18 protein-coding genes and 2 pseudogenes are annotated in these 21,383 nt (G+C 70.5%); 13 read left to right on the forward strand and 7 right to left on the reverse strand.

Translation table 11 applies throughout. The features are described 5' to 3' along the window. Positions 1-180: 180 nt before the first annotated feature. The gene (locus tag ABZ464_RS07060; protein ID WP_359272036.1) at positions 181-1,248 is read right to left on the reverse strand and encodes a LacI family DNA-binding transcriptional regulator; all 1,068 of its coding nucleotides are present in this window, start codon (positions 1,246-1,248) and stop codon (positions 181-183) included. Between the two features lie 318 nt (positions 1,249-1,566). Here ABZ464_RS07060 and ABZ464_RS07065 point away from each other — a divergent pair, with 318 nt between their 5' ends. The 4 genes from ABZ464_RS07065 to ABZ464_RS07080 are packed head-to-tail and all read left to right on the forward strand — an operon-like array spanning position 1,567 to position 6,326. Next, positions 1,567-2,862: an ABC transporter substrate-binding protein gene (locus ABZ464_RS07065; RefSeq protein ID WP_359272039.1), complete on the forward strand. Its 1,296-nt coding sequence runs from the start codon at positions 1,567-1,569 to the stop codon at positions 2,860-2,862. Positions 2,863-2,873: 11 nt separating this feature from the next. Then, the gene (locus ABZ464_RS07070; RefSeq protein ID WP_359272042.1) at positions 2,874-3,845 is read left to right on the forward strand and encodes a sugar ABC transporter permease; all 972 of its coding nucleotides are present in this window, start codon (positions 2,874-2,876) and stop codon (positions 3,843-3,845) included. Continuing rightward, positions 3,842-4,675 carry a carbohydrate ABC transporter permease gene (locus ABZ464_RS07075; RefSeq protein ID WP_359272044.1) on the forward strand — a complete coding sequence of 278 codons (834 nt, stop codon included), beginning with the start codon at positions 3,842-3,844 and terminating at the stop codon, positions 4,673-4,675. Before ABZ464_RS07070 ends, ABZ464_RS07075 begins: the two co-directional genes overlap by 4 nt. A gap of 4 nt (positions 4,676-4,679) precedes the next feature. Then, a complete protein-coding gene (locus ABZ464_RS07080) occupies positions 4,680-6,326 on the forward strand; it encodes a glycoside hydrolase family 13 protein (protein WP_359272047.1) in 1,647 nt (548 codons plus the stop codon). Between the two features lie 121 nt (positions 6,327-6,447). Here the strand turns inward: ABZ464_RS07080 and ABZ464_RS07085 are convergent, their stop codons facing one another. Beyond that, entirely contained in the window at positions 6,448-7,485 is a 1,038-nt protein-coding gene (locus ABZ464_RS07085) for an endonuclease/exonuclease/phosphatase family protein (RefSeq protein WP_359272050.1), read from the reverse strand. Positions 7,486-7,602: 117 nt separating this feature from the next. Between ABZ464_RS07085 and ABZ464_RS07090 the strand changes: the two genes are divergently transcribed. Together ABZ464_RS07090 and ABZ464_RS07095 are read left to right on the forward strand one after the other, a co-directional pair. Next, on the forward strand, positions 7,603-8,298 hold the full coding sequence (locus ABZ464_RS07090) for a response regulator transcription factor (RefSeq protein ID WP_359272053.1): 696 nt from the start codon (positions 7,603-7,605) through the stop codon (positions 8,296-8,298). Further along, positions 8,291-9,391, forward strand: a complete 1,101-nt coding sequence (locus ABZ464_RS07095) for a HAMP domain-containing sensor histidine kinase (protein WP_359272056.1) — start codon at positions 8,291-8,293, stop codon at positions 9,389-9,391. The genes ABZ464_RS07090 and ABZ464_RS07095 overlap by 8 nt, the downstream gene beginning before the upstream one ends. 79 nt (positions 9,392-9,470) lie before the next feature. Here ABZ464_RS07095 and ABZ464_RS07100 read toward each other — a convergent pair whose 3' ends face one another. Continuing rightward, positions 9,471-10,253, reverse strand: a complete 783-nt coding sequence (locus ABZ464_RS07100) for a CAP domain-containing protein (RefSeq protein ID WP_359272059.1) — start codon at positions 10,251-10,253, stop codon at positions 9,471-9,473. Between the two features lie 567 nt (positions 10,254-10,820). Between ABZ464_RS07100 and ABZ464_RS07105 the strand changes: the two are divergent. Both ABZ464_RS07105 and ABZ464_RS07110 read left to right on the forward strand, forming a co-directional pair. After that, positions 10,821-11,138: pseudogene (locus ABZ464_RS07105) on the forward strand (cellulose binding domain-containing protein); the annotation flags it as partial. Between the two features lie 192 nt (positions 11,139-11,330). Continuing rightward, a pseudogene (locus ABZ464_RS07110) lies at positions 11,331-12,083 on the forward strand (hypothetical protein); the annotation flags it as partial. On the opposite strand, the gene ABZ464_RS07115 reads toward ABZ464_RS07110, so the two are convergent. Then, entirely contained in the window at positions 12,080-12,919 is an 840-nt protein-coding gene (locus tag ABZ464_RS07115) for a LysR substrate-binding domain-containing protein (RefSeq protein WP_359272254.1), read from the reverse strand. The pseudogene ABZ464_RS07110 and the gene ABZ464_RS07115 sit on opposite strands and share 4 nt — an antisense overlap. Before the next feature lie 97 nt (positions 12,920-13,016). Between ABZ464_RS07115 and ABZ464_RS07120 the strand changes: the two genes are divergently transcribed. Next, positions 13,017-13,382 carry a DoxX family protein gene (locus tag ABZ464_RS07120; RefSeq protein ID WP_359272061.1) on the forward strand — a complete coding sequence of 122 codons (366 nt, stop codon included), beginning with the start codon at positions 13,017-13,019 and terminating at the stop codon, positions 13,380-13,382. 110 nt (positions 13,383-13,492) lie between these two features. Beyond that, positions 13,493-14,035, forward strand: a complete 543-nt coding sequence (locus ABZ464_RS07125; RefSeq protein ID WP_359272063.1) for a DUF4232 domain-containing protein — start codon at positions 13,493-13,495, stop codon at positions 14,033-14,035. A gap of 79 nt (positions 14,036-14,114) precedes the next feature. On the opposite strand, the gene gdhA is transcribed toward ABZ464_RS07125, so the two are convergent. Next, positions 14,115-15,479 (reverse strand): NADP-specific glutamate dehydrogenase, encoded by a 1,365-nt coding sequence (gene gdhA / locus ABZ464_RS07130; protein WP_359272065.1) that lies wholly within the window; start codon positions 15,477-15,479, stop codon positions 14,115-14,117. A 162-nt stretch (positions 15,480-15,641) separates the two neighbouring features. Here gdhA and ABZ464_RS07135 point away from each other — a divergent pair, with 162 nt between their 5' ends. Further along, the gene (locus ABZ464_RS07135; RefSeq protein WP_359272067.1) at positions 15,642-16,586 is read left to right on the forward strand and encodes a phosphorothioated DNA-binding restriction endonuclease; all 945 of its coding nucleotides are present in this window, start codon (positions 15,642-15,644) and stop codon (positions 16,584-16,586) included. Here ABZ464_RS07135 and ABZ464_RS07140 read toward each other — a convergent pair. Further along, positions 16,540-17,151, reverse strand: coding sequence for a TetR/AcrR family transcriptional regulator (locus ABZ464_RS07140; RefSeq protein ID WP_359272257.1), 612 nt, complete (start codon positions 17,149-17,151; stop codon positions 16,540-16,542). The two genes, ABZ464_RS07135 and ABZ464_RS07140, sit on opposite strands and share 47 nt — an antisense overlap. Positions 17,152-17,366: 215 nt before the next feature. On the opposite strand from ABZ464_RS07140, the gene ABZ464_RS07145 reads away from it, so the two are divergent. Both ABZ464_RS07145 and ABZ464_RS07150 read left to right on the forward strand, forming a co-directional pair. Beyond that, positions 17,367-18,893 (forward strand): MFS transporter, encoded by a 1,527-nt coding sequence (locus tag ABZ464_RS07145; protein ID WP_359272070.1) that lies wholly within the window; start codon positions 17,367-17,369, stop codon positions 18,891-18,893. 103 nt (positions 18,894-18,996) lie between these two features. Continuing rightward, positions 18,997-19,794, forward strand: coding sequence for an SAM-dependent methyltransferase (locus tag ABZ464_RS07150; protein WP_359272073.1), 798 nt, complete (start codon positions 18,997-18,999; stop codon positions 19,792-19,794). Between the two features lie 117 nt (positions 19,795-19,911). Here ABZ464_RS07150 and argG read toward each other — a convergent pair whose 3' ends face one another. Then, the gene (argG, locus tag ABZ464_RS07155; RefSeq protein WP_359272076.1) at positions 19,912-21,360 is read right to left on the reverse strand and encodes an argininosuccinate synthase; all 1,449 of its coding nucleotides are present in this window, start codon (positions 21,358-21,360) and stop codon (positions 19,912-19,914) included. Between the last annotated feature and the right edge of the window lie 23 nt (positions 21,361-21,383).

The raw sequence follows: 21,383 nt of genomic DNA on the forward strand, positions 1-21,383 counted from the left end.
GCCGCCCGCCGACCAACAAGAGGGGTCATTCCACCGAGAAACCCCAGGTCAGCAACCCGCCCCTCCCATTCGCTGCATGAGGCGGGCCATCAGCCGTACTGCCTGGTGTGGCCCTGAGCCGGGGCCTCACTGATCTCGGGCGGGGTTTTCGGACCCCGCCTTCGTCATGTGCCGGGCCGGTCAGGAGGCGGGGCCGCTCACGGGTTCGCCCTGCGGGGCGGGGGGCGGGGCCGTGCTCCCTCGGGGGATCAGTGTCGTGGGCAGGACGACATGCCGTGTGCGGTCCGTCCCGGAGTCGTCGAGGTCGTCGATCAGCTTCAGGGCCAGTTCGCCGGCGACGCGGCCGATGTCCGAGGGTGACTGGGCCACGGTGGACAGGTCGAACCACTCGGCCACGTCCTGGTCGTCGAAGCCGACGACGGACATCCGCTCGGGTACCTCGATGCCGGTCTTGCGCAGGGTCCAGATGACGGAGACGGCCTGCTCGTCGGCGTCGGCGAAGATCGCCGTGGGGGGTTCGCGCAGGCTCAGCAGATGGCCCACCGCCTCCATGGTGCCGCGCCTGTCGCGGGGCGGGAGGGTGACGACCAGGTCGTCGTCCAGGGGGACGCCCGCCTCGGTGAGCGCCTGCCGGTAGCCGATCAGCCGGTCGCGGCTGCTGAAGCTGAAGCCGCGGGCCCCGATGGTCTGCGCGAAGGCGATCCGGCGGTGCCCGAGGTTGAGCAGGTGGCGGGTGGCCTTGCCGGCGCCGGCGACGTCGTCGACGTACACGCTCGGGCGGCCCTCGACGTGCTGGCTGACGTAGATGACCGGCATTTCGAGGTCGTCCAGGCGCGCGGTCTCCTCGGCGGTGAGGTCGAAGGAGAAGACGAGCAGCGCGTCGGCGTTGCGTCGGGCCGGGAGGCGTTCGAAGAACGCGGTGCGTTCCGCGAGGTCGGGGATGACGTAGACGGTCATCTCCAGGCCGCCCTCCCGCAGCAACGGGCCCAGTCGTGTCAGCGCCGCGCCCATGAACCACGCGTCCAGCGTGGGCACCAGCACCGCCACCACTCCGGTCTTGCCGGTGACCAGGCTCGCGGCATGCCGGGAGACCGCGAAGTTCAGCTCGCGGGCGGCCTCCTCGACCCGGGCGCGGACGTCCGGTGAAACCGATGTCAGGCCGCGCAGGGTGCGCGAGACGGTGGACGGGGAGACCCCGGCCCGTTCGGCGACATCGGCCATGGTGGGCAGTCGTTGAGCTGGCGGCATGAGCGGAAGTTAGCACAGATTCACGCCCTCGCCAGACCCTGCGTGACAGCGCTGTCTCGACCACACAGGAGAAGATTATGGGCGACTATGACCGCATATAAGCTTCACCACCCCTACATTTCTCTCCGTACTACCTGGACGTTACGCATTGACTTCCACCGTGTTGCGCTCCTACCTTGCAAGCGTTGTCTCAGCGGAGTCGAAGCCGTGACCGTGCTGCTGCCCTTCGGGGCTTTGACCTGCGTTTCTGATCAACAAAATGCCGTGACAGCACAGTCTCCTCAGCGAGACCCCGGTACCGCACGTCCAGGAGAGACAGTGAACGCCAGAACCAGAGCCCTTCAGTGCTCGGCCGCGCTCGTCGCCGCCGGGCTCACCCTCACCGCCTGCGGTTCCTCCGGCGGCGACAGCTCCTCGGGGCAGTCCCGGAGCGAGTCGTTCACCGGCCGTGGCCCCATCACCTACGCGGCCGGCAAGGACAGCTCCGGCGTCGTCCAGAAGGTGATCGACAGCTGGAACAAGCTGCACCCGAAGGAGAAGGTCACCTTCATCCAGCTGCCGACCGACGCCGACTCACAGCGTCAGCAGATGATCCAGAACGCCGAGACGAAGTCGGACGCCTACACGGTCCTCTCCCTCGACGTCGTGTGGACCTCGGAGTTCGCCGCCCACCAGTGGATCGACAAGCTGCCCGAGAAGCAGTTCCCGCTGGACGAGATGCTGAAGCCGGTCGTGGAGACGGCGAAGTACCGCGGCGGCCTGTACGCGGTCCCCGCCGCCTCGGACGGCGGAGTGCTCTACTACCGCACCGACCTGCTGAAGAAGGCCGGCGTCACCGCGCCGCCGACGACATGGGCGGAGATGAAGGCAGCCTGCGCCAAGGTGAAGAAGCTGTCCGAGGCCAAGGGCATGTCCTGTTACGCCGGGCAGTTCCAGAAGTACGAGGGCCTGACGGTGAACTTCTCCGAGGCCGTGAACTCGGCGGGCGGCGTCGTCACCGATGCGAACGGCAAGCCGGACGTCGACACGGCCGAGGCGAAGCAGGGCCTGGACTTCCTCGTCGACTCCGTCAAGGACGGGACCATCCCCAAGGAAGGCATCACCTACCAGGAGGAGGACGGCCGTCAGGCGTTCCAGGACGGCAAACTGATCTTCCTGCGGAACTGGCCGTACGTGTACTCGCTGGCCGGGAAGAGCGAGGTGGCCGGCAAGTTCGCGGTCGCACCGCTGCCCGGTCTGAACGGCCCCGGCTCCTCCAGCCTGGGCGGTCACAACCTGGCCCTGTCCTCCTTCGCCAAGAACAAGGCCACGGCACTGGACTTCATGAAGTTCTACACGAGCGAGGACAGCGCGAGCACCTTCCTCAAGGACGCCTCCCTCGCCCCTCCGTACGCGGCCCTGTACGACGACCAGGCGCTGGTCGAGCAGTACCCGTACCTGCCGGTCCTCAAGAAGTCGATCCTGAACGCCGTGCCGCGTCCGCGGGTCGTGCAGTACGGCGATGTGTCATCGGCGATCCAGCAGGAGGCGTACGCCGCGCTGACCGGCGCCAAGACCAGCGCAGCGGCACTGAAGGACCTCCAGCAGGAGCTCCAGAAGTCCAGCGCGCAGTGAGGAACGGGGCCATGGCCGACACCAAGATCCCACCGGGACCCGGTGCTGAGGGCTCGGGACGGGTGGCAGCTCTGCTGGTCTCCCCGACCCTGCTGGTGCTGTCGATCGTCGTGCTCTACCCGACGATCATGGCACTGCAGCAGTCGTTGTACGGGACCAAGGGGCTGGACCCGAAGACCGGGTTCATCAGCGACACCGAGCCGTTCGTGGGGCTGAAGAACTACGCCGACATCTTCGGCGCCGCCGGAGACCGGTTCTGGAACGCCTTCTGGAACACCACGTTCTTCACCGTCGTCACGGTCGGACTGGAGACGGTGATCGGTGTGGCCATGGCCCTGATCATGCACAAGGCGTTCAGCGGCCGAGGGCTGATCCGGGCGAGCATCCTCATCCCCTGGGCGGTGCCCACCGCCATCTCGGGCCTGCTGTGGCGCTGGATCTTCAACAGCAACGGCATCGCCAACGCCCTCATCGGCCACCAGGTCCTGTGGACCACCGAGGGCTTCCACGCCAAGGTCGCCGTCGTCATCGCCGAGGTGTGGAAGACCTCCCCGTTCATCGGCCTGCTGGTCCTGGCCGGCCTCCAGGTGATCGGCAAGGAGGTCTACGAGGCCGCCCGCCTCGACGGCGCCGCCGCGCCACGCCAGTTCTGGCACATCACGCTGCCCCTGGTGAAGCCCGCCCTGCTGGTGGCGATGCTGTTCCGCTGCATGGACGCGCTGCGGATGTTCGACCTGCCCTACATCCTCGTCGGCGCCCAGAAGGACTCCGTGGAAACCCTCTCCATGCTCGCGCAGAGCGAGGCGTCCAACGTCCGCTTCGGACCGGCCTCCGCCTACTCGGTGCTCCTCTTCCTCTACGTCTTCCTCGTCGCGCTCGCCTTCGTACGACTGCTCGGCGCCGACCTCGTCGGTGACGCGGGCGATTCGGGGAGCGGGCGCCGCAAGCCGCTGCTGCGTCGTCGTACGGAGGTGACGGCATGAGCTCCTCGGCCCAGTGGCGCAGATGGCTGCCGTACGTCGGTGTCCTGGCCGTGGTGGTCTACTGCCTGGCCCCCTTCTACTGGATGCTGGTCTCCAGCCTGCGCGGCACCGCGGACATCTTCGACACCTCGCTCTTCCCCGCCAGGGTGTCGCTCACGAACTACCGTGCCCTGCTGGACACTTCACAGGGCTTTCCCCGCGCCCTGCTCAACAGCCTGATCGTCGCCGGGATCACGACCGCGCTGTCCCTGCTGCTGGCCATCTTCACGGCGTACGCGATGGCCCGGCTGGAGTTCCGCTTCAAGCGGTTCATCCTGACCCTGATCATCGCCACCTCGATGTTCCCGGTGGTGTCGATCGTCGTCCCGCTGCTGAAGCTGTTCACGGACATCGGCTGGATCAACACCTACCAGTCGATGATCGTGCCGAGCCTGTCGTTCGCGCTGCCGCTGGCGGTGTGGAACCTGACCACCTTCTTCCGGCAGATGCCGGACGAGCTGGAGCACGCGGCGATGATCGACGGCTGCACCCGTGGCCAGGCGTTCCGCAAGGTCATCATCCCGCTCGCCGCGCCCGGCATCTTCACCACCGCGATCATCACCTTCATCGCCGCCTGGAACGAGTTCCTCATCGCCCTGACGATGACCAACAAGCCCGAGATGCAGACCGCGCCGGTCGCCATCTCCAAGTTCACCGGCGCCACGACGTACGAGACTCCGTTCGGCAGCCAGATGGCCGCCGGTGTCCTCGTGACCATCCCGCTGGTTGTCATGGTGCTGCTCTTCCAGCGCCGCATCGTCGCCGGGCTGACCGCCGGCGCCGCGAAGTAAACCCATGAACGAGCAAGGAGCAACACCTGTGCCCCCCACCACCGCCCCCTGGTGGCGCAGTGCCGTCATCTACCAGGTCTACATCCGCAGCTTCGCCGACGGCGACGGCGACGGCGTCGGCGACATCGCCGGCATCCGCTCCCGGCTGCCGTACCTCAAGTCGCTCGGCGTGGACGCCCTCTGGATCAACCCCTGGTACAAGTCCCCGCAGGCCGACCACGGTTACGACGTCGCCGACTACCGCGAGATCGACCCGCTGTTCGGCACGGTCGCCGAGGCGGAGCAGTTCATCGAGGAAGCGCACGCGCACGGCATCCGGATCGTCCCGGACATCGTCCCCAACCACTCCTCCGACCAACACGCCTGGTTCCGGGCGGCGCTGGCCGCGGGCCCTGGCAGCCCGGAACGCGAGCGCTACATCTTCCGCCCGGGTCGCGGCCCCGACGGCTCCCTGCCGCCCAACGACTGGGACTCCCGCTTCGGCGGTCCGGCCTGGACGCGGGTGGCCGACGGCGAGTGGTACCTGCATTTGTTCGCGCCCCAGCAGCCGGACCTCGACTGGCAGCACCCGGACGTGCACGCGGAGTTCGAGGCCGTCCTGCGGTTCTGGTTCGAGCGCGGCGTGGACGGCTTCCGCATCGACGTGGCCCACGGCCTCGTCAAGGACCCCGAACTGCCCGACCTGGCCGGCCTGACAGACGGTGGGGTGCACCCCTTCTGGGACCGTGACCAGGTCCACGACATCTACCGCGCCTGGCGCAGGCTGGCCGACGAGTACCCCGGCGACCGCTCCTTCGTCGCCGAGGCGTGGACGGACACCCCTGAGCGCCTCGCCTCCTACGTCCGCTCCGACGGCCTGCACACCGCCTTCAACTTCGACTTCCTCATGACCGACTGGGACGCGAAGGACCTGCGCGCCGTCATCGACGACACCCTCGCGATGCTCGGCACGGTCGGCGCCCCGGCCACCTGGGTCATGTCCAACCACGACGTCATGCGCCACGCCAGCCGCTACGGCCGTAGGGCCGCGAAGAAGTGGGTGGCCAACGAGTCCTACGTCCCCGCGGGCCCCGCCGACCTCGCCCTCGGCACCCGCCGCGCCCGCGCCGCCGCCCTGCTCACCCTCGCCCTCCCCGGCGGCGCCTACGTCTACCAGGGCGAGGAGCTCGGCCTGCCCGAGGTCGAGGACCTGCCAGAATCCGTCCTCCAGGACCCCGTCTGGGAGCGCTCCGGCCACACCGACCGCGGCCGCGACGGCTGCCGGGTCCCGATCCCCTGGTCCGGCGAGACCGCCCCCTACGGCTTCAGCCCCGCCGACGCCACCGCCGCGCCCTGGCTCCCCCAGCCCGCCGACTGGGCGCCGTACACCGTGGCGGCCCAGACCGGCGACGAGACCTCGATGCTGGAGCTCTACCGCGCCGCCCTCCGTGTGCGCCGCGACCACCCCGCCCTCGGCGACGGCACCCTCACCTGGCTGGACGACGCCCCCGAAGGAGTCCTCGCCTTCCGCCGCGAGCCCGGCTTCGTCTGCGTGGTCAACCTGTCGACGGAGCCGTACCCGCTCCCCGAACACACCTCGGTCCTGCTGGCCGGCGAGCCCGTCGAGAACGGCCGACTGGCCCCGGACCAGGCCGCCTGGCTCGCGCTGTAGCAACCCGCACCCCGAATCCCCAGGGCCTGTCCGGTCTCACTCCCCGCCGTCCGGACAGGCCCTGGCCACAGCGCGAACTCCCAGGTCGGCACCACCTCGCTGCGCGGCTGCACCGTCCGCTTCACCAGCTGACCCGGGCCGCCACCGGCCGGTGGTCGCTGCCCGTGGCCGGGAGTACCCATGCGCTCTTCGGGGTCACGCCGCGGACCAGGATCTCGTCGATCCGTTCCATCGGGAACCCCGCCGGCCAGGTGAAGCCGAAGCCGGCCCCGGCCGCGGCCTGGGCCGAGCGCAGTTGTGCGGTGAGGCCGTCGAAGGCGCGGTCGTCCAGGGTGCCGTTCAGGTCGCCGAGCAGCACCACCCGCTTGTTCGGCTCGGCGGCGATCGCCTTGCCGAGCGCCTTCGTGCCCCGGTCCCGGCTGTCCGTCCAGAAGCCGGTCCGGGGAAGCACACGTACGGACCCCAGGTGGGCCACGTACACGGCCAGCGGCCCCCGGTCCGTGGCCACCGTGGTGCGCAGCGCCCGGTTGTAGGACAGCTTGACGTCGGCCGGCTTGGCGTCGCCCAGCGGGCCGGCGTCCGTCCCGATGTCGACCGGCCGGGTGTCCGACAGCGGCAGCCTGCTCCACAGCCCGACCGTGCCGAGCACCGTGTGGTACGGGTACGCCTTCGCCAGCCCCTTCTCGTACGTGCCCCGGGCCTGCGGCGTCAGCTCCTCCAGGGCCAGCACGTCCACCCCCGAGGCGGCCAGGTCGCGGGCGGTGCCGGCCGGGTCGGGGTTGTCGGCGCGGACGTTGTGGGAGGCCACGGTGAGGTCGCCGCCCGGGCGGGACCTGTCGCCGAGCAGCCCGCCGAAGAGGCTCAGCCACACCGTGACCGGCAGCAGCAGCGCGGCCACCGCCGAGGCGGAGCGGCGCCGGAGCGCCCCGGCCAGCAGCACGGGGACGAACACGCCGAACCACGGCAGGAGGGTCTCCACCAGGCTGCCGAGGTGGCCGATCCGGTTGGGGATCTGCGCGTGCAGCATCATGAGCAGTCCGAGCAGCAGCGCCAGCGTGCTGAGGACCGGGCCGCGCTTCCGGATTCCTGTTTTCCGGGGAACGCCGGCCGCGTCGAGTTCAGGGCCGGTGACAAGGAGCCGGCTGATTCGGCGGGTCATTGTCCGTGCCGACGGTGAGGTGTGGACCATGCCGCCAGTCAAGGCCGTGTGGTGTTGCCGGCCCGTATGCGGTTTTCGATACGCCGACGATATGCGTCCGCTCGTAGCATCGACGGCATGCGTGTGCTGATCGTCGAGGACGAACCCTTTCTGGCGGAAGCCGTCCGCGACGGACTGCGCCTGGAGGCGATCGCGGCCGACATCGCGGGCGACGGCGACACCGCTCTGGAACTGCTGAACACGAACGCCTACGACATCGCCGTCCTCGACCGCGACATTCCCGGACCGTCCGGTGACGAGATCGCGCAACGCATCGTCGCCTCCGGCAGCGGCATGCCGATCCTCATGCTCACCGCCGCCGACCGTCTCGACGACAAGGCCTCCGGGTTCGAACTCGGCGCCGACGACTACCTCACGAAACCCTTCGAACTCCAGGAACTCGCGCTCAGGCTCCGAGCGCTCGACCGCAGACGCGCCCACAACCGTCCTCCCGTGCGGGAGATCGCGGGTCTGCGCCTCGACCCGTTCCGCAGAGAGGTCTACCGGGACGGCCGCTATGTCGCGCTGACCAGGAAGCAGTTCGCGGTGCTCGAGGTCCTCGTCGCCGCCGAGGGTGGTGTCGTCGGCGCCGAGGAGCTGCTGGAGCGGGCGTGGGACGCGCACGCCGATCCGTTCACCAATGCCGTACGCATCACCGTCTCGGCCTTGCGCAAACGGCTCGGCGAACCCTGGATCATCGCCACCGTGCCGGGCGTCGGCTACCGCATCGACACCCCGCCGGAGCCCCGGCGCGAGGAGGGTGACCGTGGATAGGGCGCCCGGGCTGAGCGTCCGCCTCCGGCTCACCCTCAGTTACGCCGGATTCCTCATGCTCGCCGGCGCCCTGTTGCTCGCGGCGGTGTGGGTGTTCCTCCTGCGGTACGTCCCCGACCGGGCGACGCTCATCAGTCACGACGACAACGGCACGAACGGTGTTTTCCCGGTCCGGTCCGCCCTGCTGGACGTGTTCGCCCCGAGAGCGGCCGCGGTCCTGGCCTTCCTGCTGCTGTTCGGCCTGGTGGGAGGGTGGATCCTGGCCGGCCGGATGCTCGCCCCGCTGACCCGGATCACCGACGCCACGCGCACGGCCACGAACGGATCGCTCTCCCACCGCATTCGGCTGCCGGGCCGCAGGGACGAATTCCGCGAACTCGCCGACGCCTTCGACACGATGCTCGCGCGGCTCGAGGAACAGGTCGCCGAACAGCGGAGGTTCGCCGCCAACGCCTCGCACGAGCTGCGCACCCCGCTGGCGATCTCGAAGGCGATGCTCGACGTGGCCCGCACCGATCCGCACCACGACACCGGCGAACTCATCGACCGCCTCCACGTCGTCACCACCCGGGCGATCGACCTCACCGAGGCACTGCTCCTGGTCAGCCGCGCCGAGCAGCGGTCCTTCACGCGGGAACGCGTCGATCTGTCCCTCCTCGCGGAGGAAGCCGCCGAAACCCTCCTCCCCCTCGCGGAGAAGCACGGCGTCACCCTCGAGACCCACGGCGACGTCACCCCCGCGACCGGATCGCCGGCGCTCCTGCTGCAGCTGACCACGAACCTCGTACACAACGCGATCGTCCACAACCTGCCCGACCGGGGCACCGTGCGGGTCACCACCGGCGTCCGCCCCGAGACCGTGGTGCTCACCGTCGAGAACACCGGCGAGAAGCTCACCCCCGAGGTGGCCTCGACGCTCACGGAACCCTTCCGGCGTGGCACCGAGCGCGTCCACACCGACCACGCGGGCGTCGGCCTCGGCCTGGCCATCGTCAGCACCATCGCCCACGCCCACGACGGCACCCTCACCCTCACCCCGCGCCCCGAGGGCGGGATCCGCGTGACGGTGGAACTGCCCGCCGCCGCACACTGACTCGCTTTCCCTGAGGGGCAATTCACGGCCGCATTGCGCTCGCACACAGGAAATCGACCTATGGCGCGGGGGATTCCGGCTACGCGGTGGACCCGAAGTCCTGGGTCCAGTAGTTGCCCGGCTGTGCCAGGCCGACGCCGATCTCCTTGAAGCCGCAGTTGAGGATGTTGGCCTTGTGGCCGGCGCTGTTCATCCAGCCGTCCATGACGCTCTCGGGGGTGCCGTACCCGGCGGCGACGTTCTCGCCGGCCGACCTGAACGCGTATCCGACGCGGGAGAGCCGGTCGCTCATGGACGAGCCGTCGGAGCCGGTGTGCGACATGTTCTGGTGGTCGGCCATGTCCTGGCTGTGATCCTGGGCGGCCTTGGTGAGCTTGGCGTTCTCGGTCAGGGCGGAGCAACCCGCCTTTTTCCGTTCGGCGTTGACCAGTTCCAGTACGCGATCGGTGGGGCCGGAGTCCGTGTCGGCGGCGGAGCTCGTGGCCTTCGGTGTGGGCGCGGCCGAGGTCGGCGCCTCGGACGGGGTGGCGGTCGGTGTGCCGGTCGGGCCGGCGGTCGCCGACGGGGACGGGCTCGTCGTGGCGCCGGAGGGGGTGGCGCTCGGGGTGCTCGACAAAGTGGCGGTGGCGGAGGCACGGGTGGCGGACGGGGTCACGGATATGACGGGCGACGGCGAGGAGGTCGCCTCGGCCGCCGGACGCGACGTACCCCATCCCCACCACGGGAACGAGACGACGCGCCAGCCTCCCGACGTTCCGTCACCACTGGCCATGGCGACCGAGGGAATACCCACGGCAGCCACGGCGACCACGGATATCGCGGCCGTCTTGCGGCGTTTCGGTTTCTGGCGGTGCTTGGTCATACCCGGCCTCATTCAGTGTCCGATATGCGGCAGCAAATCCTTTTGCCCCTCACCGGAGCGGGCCCGGCCCCGGCGAGCCCGGCCATTATGGGGACCGCCGAGCGGACCGGGCAACGAACGTGTGCGCCACCGCCAGGAGCCTCTTTCGGCATGCAAGGGCGTTCGGATCCAGCCGCCCCCACCCACCCCCGTGGCCCGGTCTCCCACCCGTGACCAGGCCGAAAGCGCTCTCCCGGAACCGCGATCACCGACCCGGAAAATCAGCCGAATTGACACCCGTGGCGGCCGGTGACCAAAAGGGGCTGATTATCCGGATCACCAATCGGTTAATCGGCGCCACCGCAGACAATTCCGGCGTGATACACGTCACTTCATTCCGGGTTTGCTCAAGCACGGCAACCTCACGGCTGTCGGCGGCGACTGGGGGGCAGTTCACCTTCACAGCACCGGGAGTCACCCATGGGTTCGCGATCCGTCGGCAGCCGTCGTCTGCGCAGACGCTTCCTGAGACCTGTCCCCGTCGCCGTCGCCGGCGTCCTGGTCGCTGGGGGTGTGGCCGCGGTGCCGATGCTGGCGAGCGGAGCGTCCTCCGCGTGCAGCGTGACGTACAAGGTCACCTCGCAGTGGGGCGACGGCTTCGGGGGCACGGTCGCCGTCACCAACAACAGGAGCACACCGCTCAGCAGCTGGAAGATCGCGTTCACCTTCGGCGCGGGCCAGAAGGTCTCGCGGGGCTGGAACGGGGTCTGGAAGCAGTCCGGGAAGAAGGTGACCGTCACCAACACCGCCTCGAACGGCACTCTGGCGGCGGGCCGTTCGGTGAGCACCGGCTTCCTGGCGTCGTGGTCGGGGAGCAACCCGGCGCCCACGTCGTTCAAGCTGAACGGGAAGAAGTGCGACACCGTCGGCACGGCGACCCCGAGCACCTCCGCCGGCGTGACGCCAACGTTCAGCGAGTCCACGGGCCCCGCGGCCACGCCGACCACGGCGACCCCCTCGAACGCGCCGACGAGCACCGCCCCCACCGCCTCCCCGTCCGCCTCGGTCTCCCCCACCCCGCAGGCCGCCACCGACGCGTGGAACCCGCCGGCCGGCCTGGCGAAGCCGCTGGACGAGGTCTGGAACCACGTCGAGTCGACGTACTCCGACCTGTACGGCTTCAAGAACTACGGCTGGGACCAGCTCGTCGCCACCAAGGGCACGCTCGACTACTGCGTCCGCTGGGACTCCGACACCCCGGTGACCGCCACCACCCGCGACAGGATCCACACCGCGCTCCAGACGCAGTTCAACAAGTGGATGCGCGCCATGACGGGTGACGACGGCAAGGGCTACCAGGCCTGGCCGTACCCCGAGGTGAAGGTCGACGTAGTCGGCTGGGCGGTCAAGAACCGGTCCACCCTGCAGTGGTCCGACGACTCCGTGAAGGTCTACGCCGGTGTGCTCGACGACTCGGGCGCTCCCCAGTGCGCGCCCGACTGCGGACGCTTCTTCCACCAGGACGGCGACTACTCCCGGTGCCCCGGCAAGGAGGCGGAGCACTACGACGAGTCGCTGTGGCTCACCAAGGGCCTTGAGGGCGGCGCCGGCGGCGACTGGGGCCAGCGCGTCGGCCAGGAGTACTTCGTGGGGGCCCTCGGCCAGGAGAACATCCACATCTACCTGCACGAGGTCGGCCATACCTTCGGCCTGGACGACTTCTACGACTGGACCCCGACCGGTGTCTCCAACTTCATCATGAACGCCGGCAGCGCCACCGAGATCACCCCGTTCGACCAGTGGATGCTGCGGGACTTCTGGCGGCACGTGAAGAACCGCTACGGCTACTAGGACTGGCGGTACGCGGCGGTCGCGGTCTCGACGAAGGACCGGAGCAACGGGTTGGCGTCCCCTTCGTTCCACACCGCCACCACGCGGCTCGGCGCCATGTCGGTCAGCGGCACCACGGCCAGCTCCGCGGGCAGGTCGTGCCCGAGCGGGGCCAGACCGACCGTGCCGTTCCACAGCACGGCCTGCACACATTCCTGGACGGCGCGCACCACCGGGCCCTCGCGCGGGGTGCCGCCGTTCCAGTACGCCTGCCAGAGGGGATCGGTCCCCGGCGGGAACCGGAACCAGCGGCGCCCGCTCAGGTCGGCCAGCCGCAGCCGGTCGCGGCGGGCCAGCGGATCGTCGGCGCGCAGGACCACGCCGACCGGGTCGGCCCGCAGCGCACGCACCGTCAGGGCGGTCTCGTCGAACGGCGCCCGCGTCAGGGCGACGTCGACCAGTCCCGCGCGCAGCCCGCACGTCGGGTCGGTCAGATCGGTGTCACGGACGCGGATGTCGACACCGGGGTGGCGTCGACGGTAGGCGGCGGCGAGCCTGGCCATCCCCGGGTCGGTGCCGTCCCCCAGGATGCCGACGGTGAGGGTCGCGACGCCGGCCGCCGCGCTCACCCGTACCCGGACGCGGTCGGCGTGGTCGAGCAGGGCCCGCGCCTCGTCGAGCAGCACCCTGCCCACCGCGGTGAGCGTGACGCCGGCGGGCGAGCGGGCGAACAGCAGGGCCCCGACCTCGGCCTCCAGGCGCCGGATCGCCCGGCTCAGCGGGGGCTGGCTCATGTGCAGTCGGGTGGCGGCCCGGCCGAAGTGGAGTTCCTCGGCGACCGCCACGAAGTAGCGCAAGGTCCGTAGCTCCACGCAGCCACGATACCCACGGGGTATCGGCCCGGCGGGACGGGTCTTGGACACCGGCGGGGCCGCGGCGGTGCACTCGTGAGCGATGAACATCGCATACGGAATCGTCGCGGGGCTTCTCGCCCTCTTCTACGTCTACGCGGGCACGCTGAAGGTGATCCGCAGCCGTGACCGGCTCAGGCCGATGATGGCCTGGGTCGACCGCGTACCGCTGCCCGCCGTCAGGGCGCTGGGGGCGGTCGAGATACTCGGCGCCGCCGGACTGGTCCTGCCGCCGCTGACCGGCTTCGCCCCCGCGCTGGCGCCGGCCGCCGCCCTCGGCTTCGTCCTCCTGCAGATCGGTGCGATCGGCGTCCATCTGACGGGCGAGGACCGCCGGATCGCTCTCAACCTCGGGCTCATCGCCGCCGCGGCCGCGGCCGCGGCCATCTGGCCGGCCACCGGACTGTGATCTAAAAACGGGGCCCGGCACACCCAACCTCCTCCCGGCATCGCCCATCTTCAGGGGCGCAGGCGCGCACCGACCACTCGCGCCGCTTCGTCTGGGAGGGGAACCCCATCATGAGGAACAAGCTGACCGCCGTGGCCCTTGCGGCCGTCGTCGTCGCGGGTGCGGCCGCTGCCGCCGTCCCGGCCTCGGCCGCCTCCGCCAAGGCCGCGCCGGCCCGCTGCCACACCGCCGACCTGAAGGCGGGCTTCGCGATGGGGGACGACGCGAAGCCGGAGATGAAGCAGACCAGGAAGCAGACCCAGGCGTACATCTGGTTCACCAACAAGAGCAAGCGCACCTGCACCCTGTCCGGCTTCGCCGGTGTCGACATGGTCGGCGCCCAGAAGACCGACGGCACCTGGTCGCTGGCGCGCTCCGCCAAGAAGCCCGTGAAGATGACCCTGGAGCAGGGGGACACGGTGGACTTCGGCATCACCCTGCTCCCGGTCGCGAAGTCGACGCCGAAGAAGGAGAAGTTCGTCCCGGCGAAGTTCCTGGTCACCCCGCCGAACGAGACGAAGCACTTCACCCTGAAGTGGCCCTTCGGCGGCCAGATCCTCAAGCAGGACGGCGCCACCCGCCCGGGCACCTACCTCGACCCGATCGGGCTGTAACCGCACCGGCGGGACCGGGGACCCCTTGGCGCGATCGGTTACGACAACGCAGTCGCCGCCAAGAGGTCCTGGTGGGGGCTCAGATCACCCCGAGGTCCAGCATGGTGTCCGCCACCTTGAGGAAGCCCGCGATGTTGGCGCCGACGACGTAGTTGTCGGGGACGCCGTACTCCTCCGCGGTCGTACGGCAGGTGGTGTGGATGGTGGCCATGATGGCGGCGAGCCGGCGGTCGGTGTCCTGGAAGGTCCAGGAGTCGCGGCCGGCGTTCTGCGCCATCTCCAGGGCGGAGGTGGCGACCCCGCCGGCGTTGACCGCCTTGCCCGGGCCGAAGGCGACACCGGCCTCCTGGAAGAGCCGTACGGCCCCCGGGGTCGTGGGCATGTTCGCGCCCTCGGCCACCGCCACCACTCCCCCGGTCAGCAGGGTGCGGGCCGCGCTCTCGTCGAGTTCGTTCTGGGTGGCGCAGGGCAGCGCGACCGTGCACGGCACGTCCCAGACGGAGCCGCCCTCGATGTAGCGGGCCCGGGGCACGGCCTCGGCGTACTCCTTGATCCGGGCCCGGCGGACCTCCTTGATGTCCTTGATCAGGTCGAGGTCGAGGCCCGCCTCGTCGACCACGTACCCGCCGGAGTCGGACATCGCGACGACCTGCGCGCCGAGTTCGTACGCCTTGCGGGCCGCGTAGATCGCCACGTTGCCGGAGCCGGAGACGACGACCCGCCGGCCGTCGAGGTCCTGGCCGCGGGCGGCGAGCATCTCGGAGACGAAGTAGACGGTGCCGTACCCGGTGGCCTCGGTGCGGACGTGGGAGCCGCCCCAGTTGAGGCCCTTGCCGGTGAGGACGCCGGACTCGTAGCGGTTGGTGATGCGCTTGTACTGGCCGAAGAGATAGCCGATCTCGCGCGTGCCGACCCCGATGTCCCCGGCGGGCACGTCGGTGTGCTCGCCGAGGTGGCGGTGCAGCTCGGTCATGAACGACTGGCAGAACCGCATGATCTCGCCGTCGGAGCGGCCCTTGGGGTCGAAGTCGGCGCCGCCCTTGCCGCCGCCGATGGGCAGACCCGTCAGGGCGTTCTTGAAGATCTGCTCGAAGCCGAGGAACTTCACGATCCCGAGGTTCACGGACGGATGGAAGCGCAGACCGCCCTTGTAGGGGCCGAGGGCGCTGTTGAACTCCACCCGGAAGCCCCGGTTGACCTGGATCCTGCCCTCGTCGTCCACCCACGGGACACGGAAGACGAGCTGGCGCTCCGGCTCGCACAGCCGCTCGAGGATCCGGTGGCGGTTGTACTCGGGCCGGCGGGCGAGGACCGGTTCCAGGGACTCCAGCACCTCGCGTACGGCCTGGTGGAACTCGGACTGGGCGGGATCCCGCGCCAGGACGGCGGCATGGACTCCGGCGGTCAGGCGCAGATCCTCGGCCGGTGCGTGCTGGACGGTCATGGGCGTACCTCCTTGTACGGCGTTGCACGGGGATGTACGGCGGATCGCACGGCGGGTACTCAGTGGACCGTCGGACCACCGCTGACGACGAGCGTCCCGCCCGCCGGACTCAACGATTCCCGCGGGGCGGGCGGCACGGCTTCGGCGCTACGATCGCCCGCCATGGACTGGGTCGAGCGCACCGCGAAGCTGAGGCAGTGGACCAGGAGCGGCACCCGTGCTCCCCACAAACCGCTGCTGCTGCTCTACGCCCTCGGCAGGTTCCAGCAGGACGCCGGGGGCGCGCTGCGGTACAGCGCGGTGGAGGAGGATCTGCAGCGGCTGCTGGCGGAGTACGGGCCGCCGCACCGGACGACGCCCGCCTATCCGTTCCATCACCTGGTCGGCGACGGGGTGTGGGAGGTGCGCACCGACCGCGGGCCGGGCAGCCCCGGGACCGGGGTGCGGGAGCTGCGGGAGTCCGGCGCGACCGGGCGGCTCGTACCGGAGCTGAGGGTGGCGCTGCGGCGGGAGCCGGAGCTGCTCGGCAGGCTCGCCCGCTCGCTCCTCGACCTGCACTTCCCGCCGTCCCTCCACGGCGAGCTGTGCGAGGCCGTCGGTCTGGAGCCGGAGCAGCCGGCAGAGCGCCCGTTCGCCACGGTGCGGCGGCAGCAGCGGGACCGGCGGATGCGGGAGCTGGTGCTGACCGCGTACGAGTACCGGTGCGCGTTCTGCGGTTACGACGGCAGGATCGGCCCGGTGCCGGTCGGGCTGGAGGCCGCGCATGTGCGCTGGTGGGCCTTCGGCGGTCCGGACGAGGTCGACAACGGGCTGTGCCTGTGCTCGCTGCATCACAAGCTCTTCGACAAGGGCGTCCTCGGCGTCGACGACGGGCACCGCGTCCTCGTCTCCCAGCGTTTCGTGGGCCACAGTGACACCGCCCGCGCGCAGGTGACGGCACTCGCGGGCCGTCCGCTGGTCGGTCCGCAGCCGGGGACGCGTCCGGTCGCGGCCGCCCATCGTGACTGGCACACGGGCCAGGTCTTCCACGGCGGACCCCGGCCCGCCACGACCGGCTCGACTACGGGGTCTTCGCCGTCGTCCCCCGGGGCGCCAGCAGCCCGTTGACCACGAGTTCCGCCAACATCTCGGCGGTGGCGAGGAGTTGCTGCGGCGAGGCGGGCTCCGACCGGCCCAGCCGGCGGGCGAGGGGCACCTCGAGCATGCCGGAGACCGGCGGGATGACCGCGAAGAACAGGACGTCCATCGGGACGGGCGCCATCCGGCCGGCGGCGACGAGCCGCTCGATGCTGGGGGTCAGGGTCCGCAGGGTGGGCGCGATGTACCGCTCGTACAGGTGGTCGAGCCGCTCGCTGTCGCGGGCGAGTTCCTCCACGAAGATCCGGCCGACCAGCGGAGCGTCCGCCGCGCTGCGGTAGAAGCCGGCGATGATCCGCCGCAGCCGCTCCGCGTCGTCCACGCCCGGGTCCACCTCGGGCATCCGGGCGAGCTGTGCGCCGAGGGCGCGGTCGACGACCGCCCGCCAGAAGGCCGCCTTGGATCCGTAGCGGTCGTTGATGAAGTTGTGGCTGACGCCGAGACGGCGGGCCAGCTCGCGGGCGGAGGCGTGGTCGTAGCCGAGTTCCGCGAAGGCCTCCAGGCCGCGCTGCAGGATGCTCTCCTCCTCGGGCACCGCGGGCGTGTCCGCGCCGGGACGCCCCGGCCTCCGCACGGATTCGGCTCGTGCTCCCACCGTCACCCTCCTCACCGCCCGGTTCTCCCGGGCCCACGCTCGTCCCACATTACTTGACACCTGTCAGACGAAGGCTAATCTGACAGTCGTCAGAGCAATCTGACACCCGTCAGGAATACCCGTCGGGAACTCTTCCTCACGTCGGAGCCCCCGCCATGTCCCGAACCCCCGCCGACACCCCCGTCGGCACCGCCACCGTGTCCGCACTCCCGTCGGCCGGCGCCCCGTCGGCGGACGCCCCGCACCGGCACCGCTGGTGGATCCTCGCCGTCATCGGCCTGGCCCAGCTGATGGTCGTGCTGGACGGCACGATCGTGAACATCGCCCTTCCCTCCGCCCAGCGGGACCTCGGCTTCTCGGACGGGGACCGGCAGTGGGTGGTCACCGCCTACGCGCTCGCCTTCGGCAGCCTGCTCCTGCTCGGCGGCCGCATAGCCGACCTCTTCGGCCGCAAGACGACCTTCCTGGTCGGCCTGGTCGGCTTCGCCGGCGCCTCCGCCCTCGGCGGGGCCGCGAACGGCTTCGAGATGCTCATCGTCGCCCGCGCCGTCCAGGGCCTGTTCGGCGCGCTGCTCGCCCCGGCCGCCCTGTCGCTGCTCACCACGACCTTCACCGACGCCAGGGAACGCGCGAAGGCCTTCGGCGTGTACGGCGCCATCGCCGGCGCGGGCGGCGCCGTGGGCCTGCTGCTCGGCGGCGTACTCACCGAACACCTCGACTGGCGCTGGACCCTGTACGTCAACCTCGTCTTCGCGGCCGTCGCCTTCGTCGGCGGTGCCCTGCTGCTCCAGCGCGCCACCCGCGACCGGTCCGCCACCATCGACGTCCCGGGCGCCCTGCTCGTCTCCAGCGGACTGTTCTGCCTGGTCTACGGCTTCTCCAACGCCGAGACCCATGACTGGGGCTCCCCGGCCACCTGGGGCTTCCTGGTCGGCGGAGGGGTCCTGCTCGCCGCGTTCACCTGGTGGCAGACCCGCTCCGCGCACCCCCTGCTGCCGCTGCGCGTCCTGCTCGACCGCAACCGGGGCGCGTCCTTCCTCTCGGTGCTGATCATCGGCGCCGGCATGTTCGGCGTCTTCCTCTTCCTCACCTACTACCTGCAGCAGAGCCTCGGCTACACCCCCGTCGAGACCGGGCTGGCCTTCCTGCCCATGGTCGGCGGCCTCATGCTCGCCTCCACGCTGGCCTCGACCCTGCTGATCCCCCGCATCGGCCCCAAGCCGGTCGTGCCGCTGGGCATGGGCCTGGCCGCCGCGGCCATGGTCTGGCTGACCGGTCTCGACCTCGCCAGCGGCTACGTCACCGACATCCTGCCGCCGCTCGTCGTCGCGGGCCTCGGCTTCGGCCTGATCATGGCCCCGGCGATGGCCCTGGCCACGGACGGGGTGCGCGCCGAGGACTCCGGTGTCGCCTCCGCCGCCGTCAACACCATGCAGCAGGTCGGCGGCTCCCTCGGCACCGCCCTCCTCAACACCCTCTCCACCAGCGCCGCCGCCGACTACCTCTCGGGCCGCGACCCCAAGGACCCCACCGTCCTCGCCCAGGCCGGCCTGGAGGCCTACTCCACCGCCTACTGGTGGTCGGCCGCCTTCTTCGCCGCCGGCGTGCTCATCAGCGCCCTCCTCTACCGCCGGGGCACCCCGGCCCACGACCCGGACGCGGCACCGACGGTCCACATGTGAGCCCCGCCCGGCCGGGGGCAGCACTTGATCGAGAGCAACAACACCCGTGCCAAAATGATGATCTGACAGTTACTCACCATGGTTTCGGACGGAGCCAGGCAGCATGACCTCTCCCAAGATCGACACGAGCAAGCCCCACCCGGCCCGGATGTACGACTACTTCCTGGGCGGGAAGGACAACTACGAGGTCGACCAGGAGGCCGCCGAGCAGTTCATCAAGGCGGCACCCGAGGTGCGGGCGGCCGTGCGGGCCAACCGGAGCTTCATGCAGCGTGCCGTGCGGCACGTCGTCGAGGAAGGCGGCATCCGGCAGATCCTCGACATCGGCACCGGCCTGCCGACCGAGCCCAACGTGCACCAGATCGCACGCGCCGCGGCCCCCGGGACCCGGATCGCCTACGTCGACAACGACCCGATCGTCAGCGCCCATTCACGGACCCTGCTGGACGACGACGACGAGAACACCTCCGTCGTCCTCGCCGACCTGCGCGACCCCCGGGCCATCCTCGACCACCCCGACGTCCGCAAGGTGATCGACCTCGACCGGCCCGTGGCGCTGATGCTGGTGGCGATCCTGCACTTCGTGACGGAGGCGGAGGACCCGGACGCGATCCTGGCGACCCTGCTCGACGCGCTGCCCACCGGGTCGTACCTCATCCTGTCCCACGCCACGGTCGACCTCTTCGACGAGGGCGGACGCACGGACGCGGTGAAGATCTACAACAGCGCCACCGCCAGCATGAACCCCCGCAAGCACGCCCGCGTCCTGGAGTTCTTCCGCGACTGGACCCTGCTCGAGCCGGGCCTGGTCCTGGTCCCGGACTGGCGCCCCACCGAGCCCGTCGACCCCGACCTGCCCCCGATCGGCTTCTACGGCGGCGTGGCCCGCAAGGACGGCTGACACCCACAGCAACAGAAGAAGGGCCGGCCGGGCGCGTCTCGCACCCGGCCGGCCCTTCTTCTGTCCGCCGCGTTCCGTCCGCCGCGTTCCGTCCGCCGCGGATCAGTCCGTCGCGGATCAGTCCGTGCCGGACTCCATCGCCGCGCGGTCCAGGAGGGCGTCCTCCTCGGAGACCTCGCCGCGGGAGGCGATCGCCTCGGCGCCGCCCTCGGGGAGGGTGCCGATCAGACCGGTCGCGGCGGCCTGGGCCGCGCCGAGCGCCGGGGTGGCCGTGGCGCCGAGCAGACCGAGGCCGACGTACTGCTCCAGCTTGGCGCGGGAGTCGGCGATGTCGAGGTTGCGCATGGTGAGCTGGCCGATCCGGTCGACCGGGCCGAACGCGGAGTCCTCGGTGCGCTCCATGGACAGCTTGTCCGGGTGGTAGCTGAACGCCGGGCCCGTGGTGTCGAGGATCGAGTAGTCCTCGCCGCGCCGCAGCCGCAGGGTGACCTCGCCGGTGACGGCGGCGCCGACCCAGCGCTGGAGCGACTCACGGACCATCAGCGCCTGCGGGTCCAGCCAGCGGCCCTCGTACATCAGCCGGCCGAGACGCCGGCCCTCGTTGTGGTACTGGGCGACGGTGTCCTCGTTGTGGATCGCGTTGACGAGACGCTCGTACGCGGCGTGCAGCAGGGCCATGCCGGGCGCCTCGTAGATGCCGCGGCTCTTGGCCTCGATGATCCGGTTCTCGATCTGGTCGGACATGCCGAGGCCGTGCCGGCCGCCGATGGCGTTGGCCTCCATCACCAGCTCCACGGCGGAGCCGAACTCCTTGCCGTTGATGGTGACCGGGCGGCCCTGGTCGAAGCCGATCGTGACGTCCTCGGGGGCGATCTCGACCGACGGGTCCCAGAACCGCACGCCCATGATGGGCTCCACGGTCTCGACACCGGTGTCCAGGTGCTCCAGCGTCTTCGCCTCGTGGGTGGCACCCCAGATGTTGGCGTCGGTGGAGTACGCCTTCTCGGTGCTGTCCCGGTAGGGCAGTCCGTGGGCGAGGAGCCACTCGGACATCTCCTTGCGGCCGCCGAGCTCCGTCACGAAGTCGGCGTCCAGCCACGGCTTGTAGATCCGCAGGTGCGGGTTGGCGAGCAGACCGTAGCGGTAGAACCGCTCGATGTCGTTGCCCTTGAAGGTCGAGCCGTCGCCCCAGATCTGGACGTCGTCCTCGAGCATGGCGCGCACCAGCAGGGTGCCGGTGACCGCGCGGCCGAGCGGGGTGGTGTTGAAGTACGCCCGGCCGCCGGAGCGGATATGGAACGCGCCGCAGGCGAGCGCCGCCAGGCCCTCCTCGACCAGCGCCGCGCGGCAGTCGACCAGGCGCGCGATCTCGGCGCCGTAGGTGTGCGCGCGGCCGGGCACCGAGGCGATGTCGGGCTCGTCGTACTGGCCGATGTCGGCGGTGTACGTGCAGGGGACGGCGCCCTTGTCGCGCATCCACGCGACGGCGACCGACGTGTCGAGTCCGCCGGAGAAGGCGATGCCGACGCGCTCGCCGACCGGAAGGGAGGTGAGGACCTTGGACATAGGAAGAGTATGCATCACCACGC

It is taken from the genome of Streptomyces sp. NPDC005820 (genome assembly GCF_040630255.1).
GTDB lineage: Bacteria > Actinomycetota > Actinomycetes > Streptomycetales > Streptomycetaceae > Streptomyces.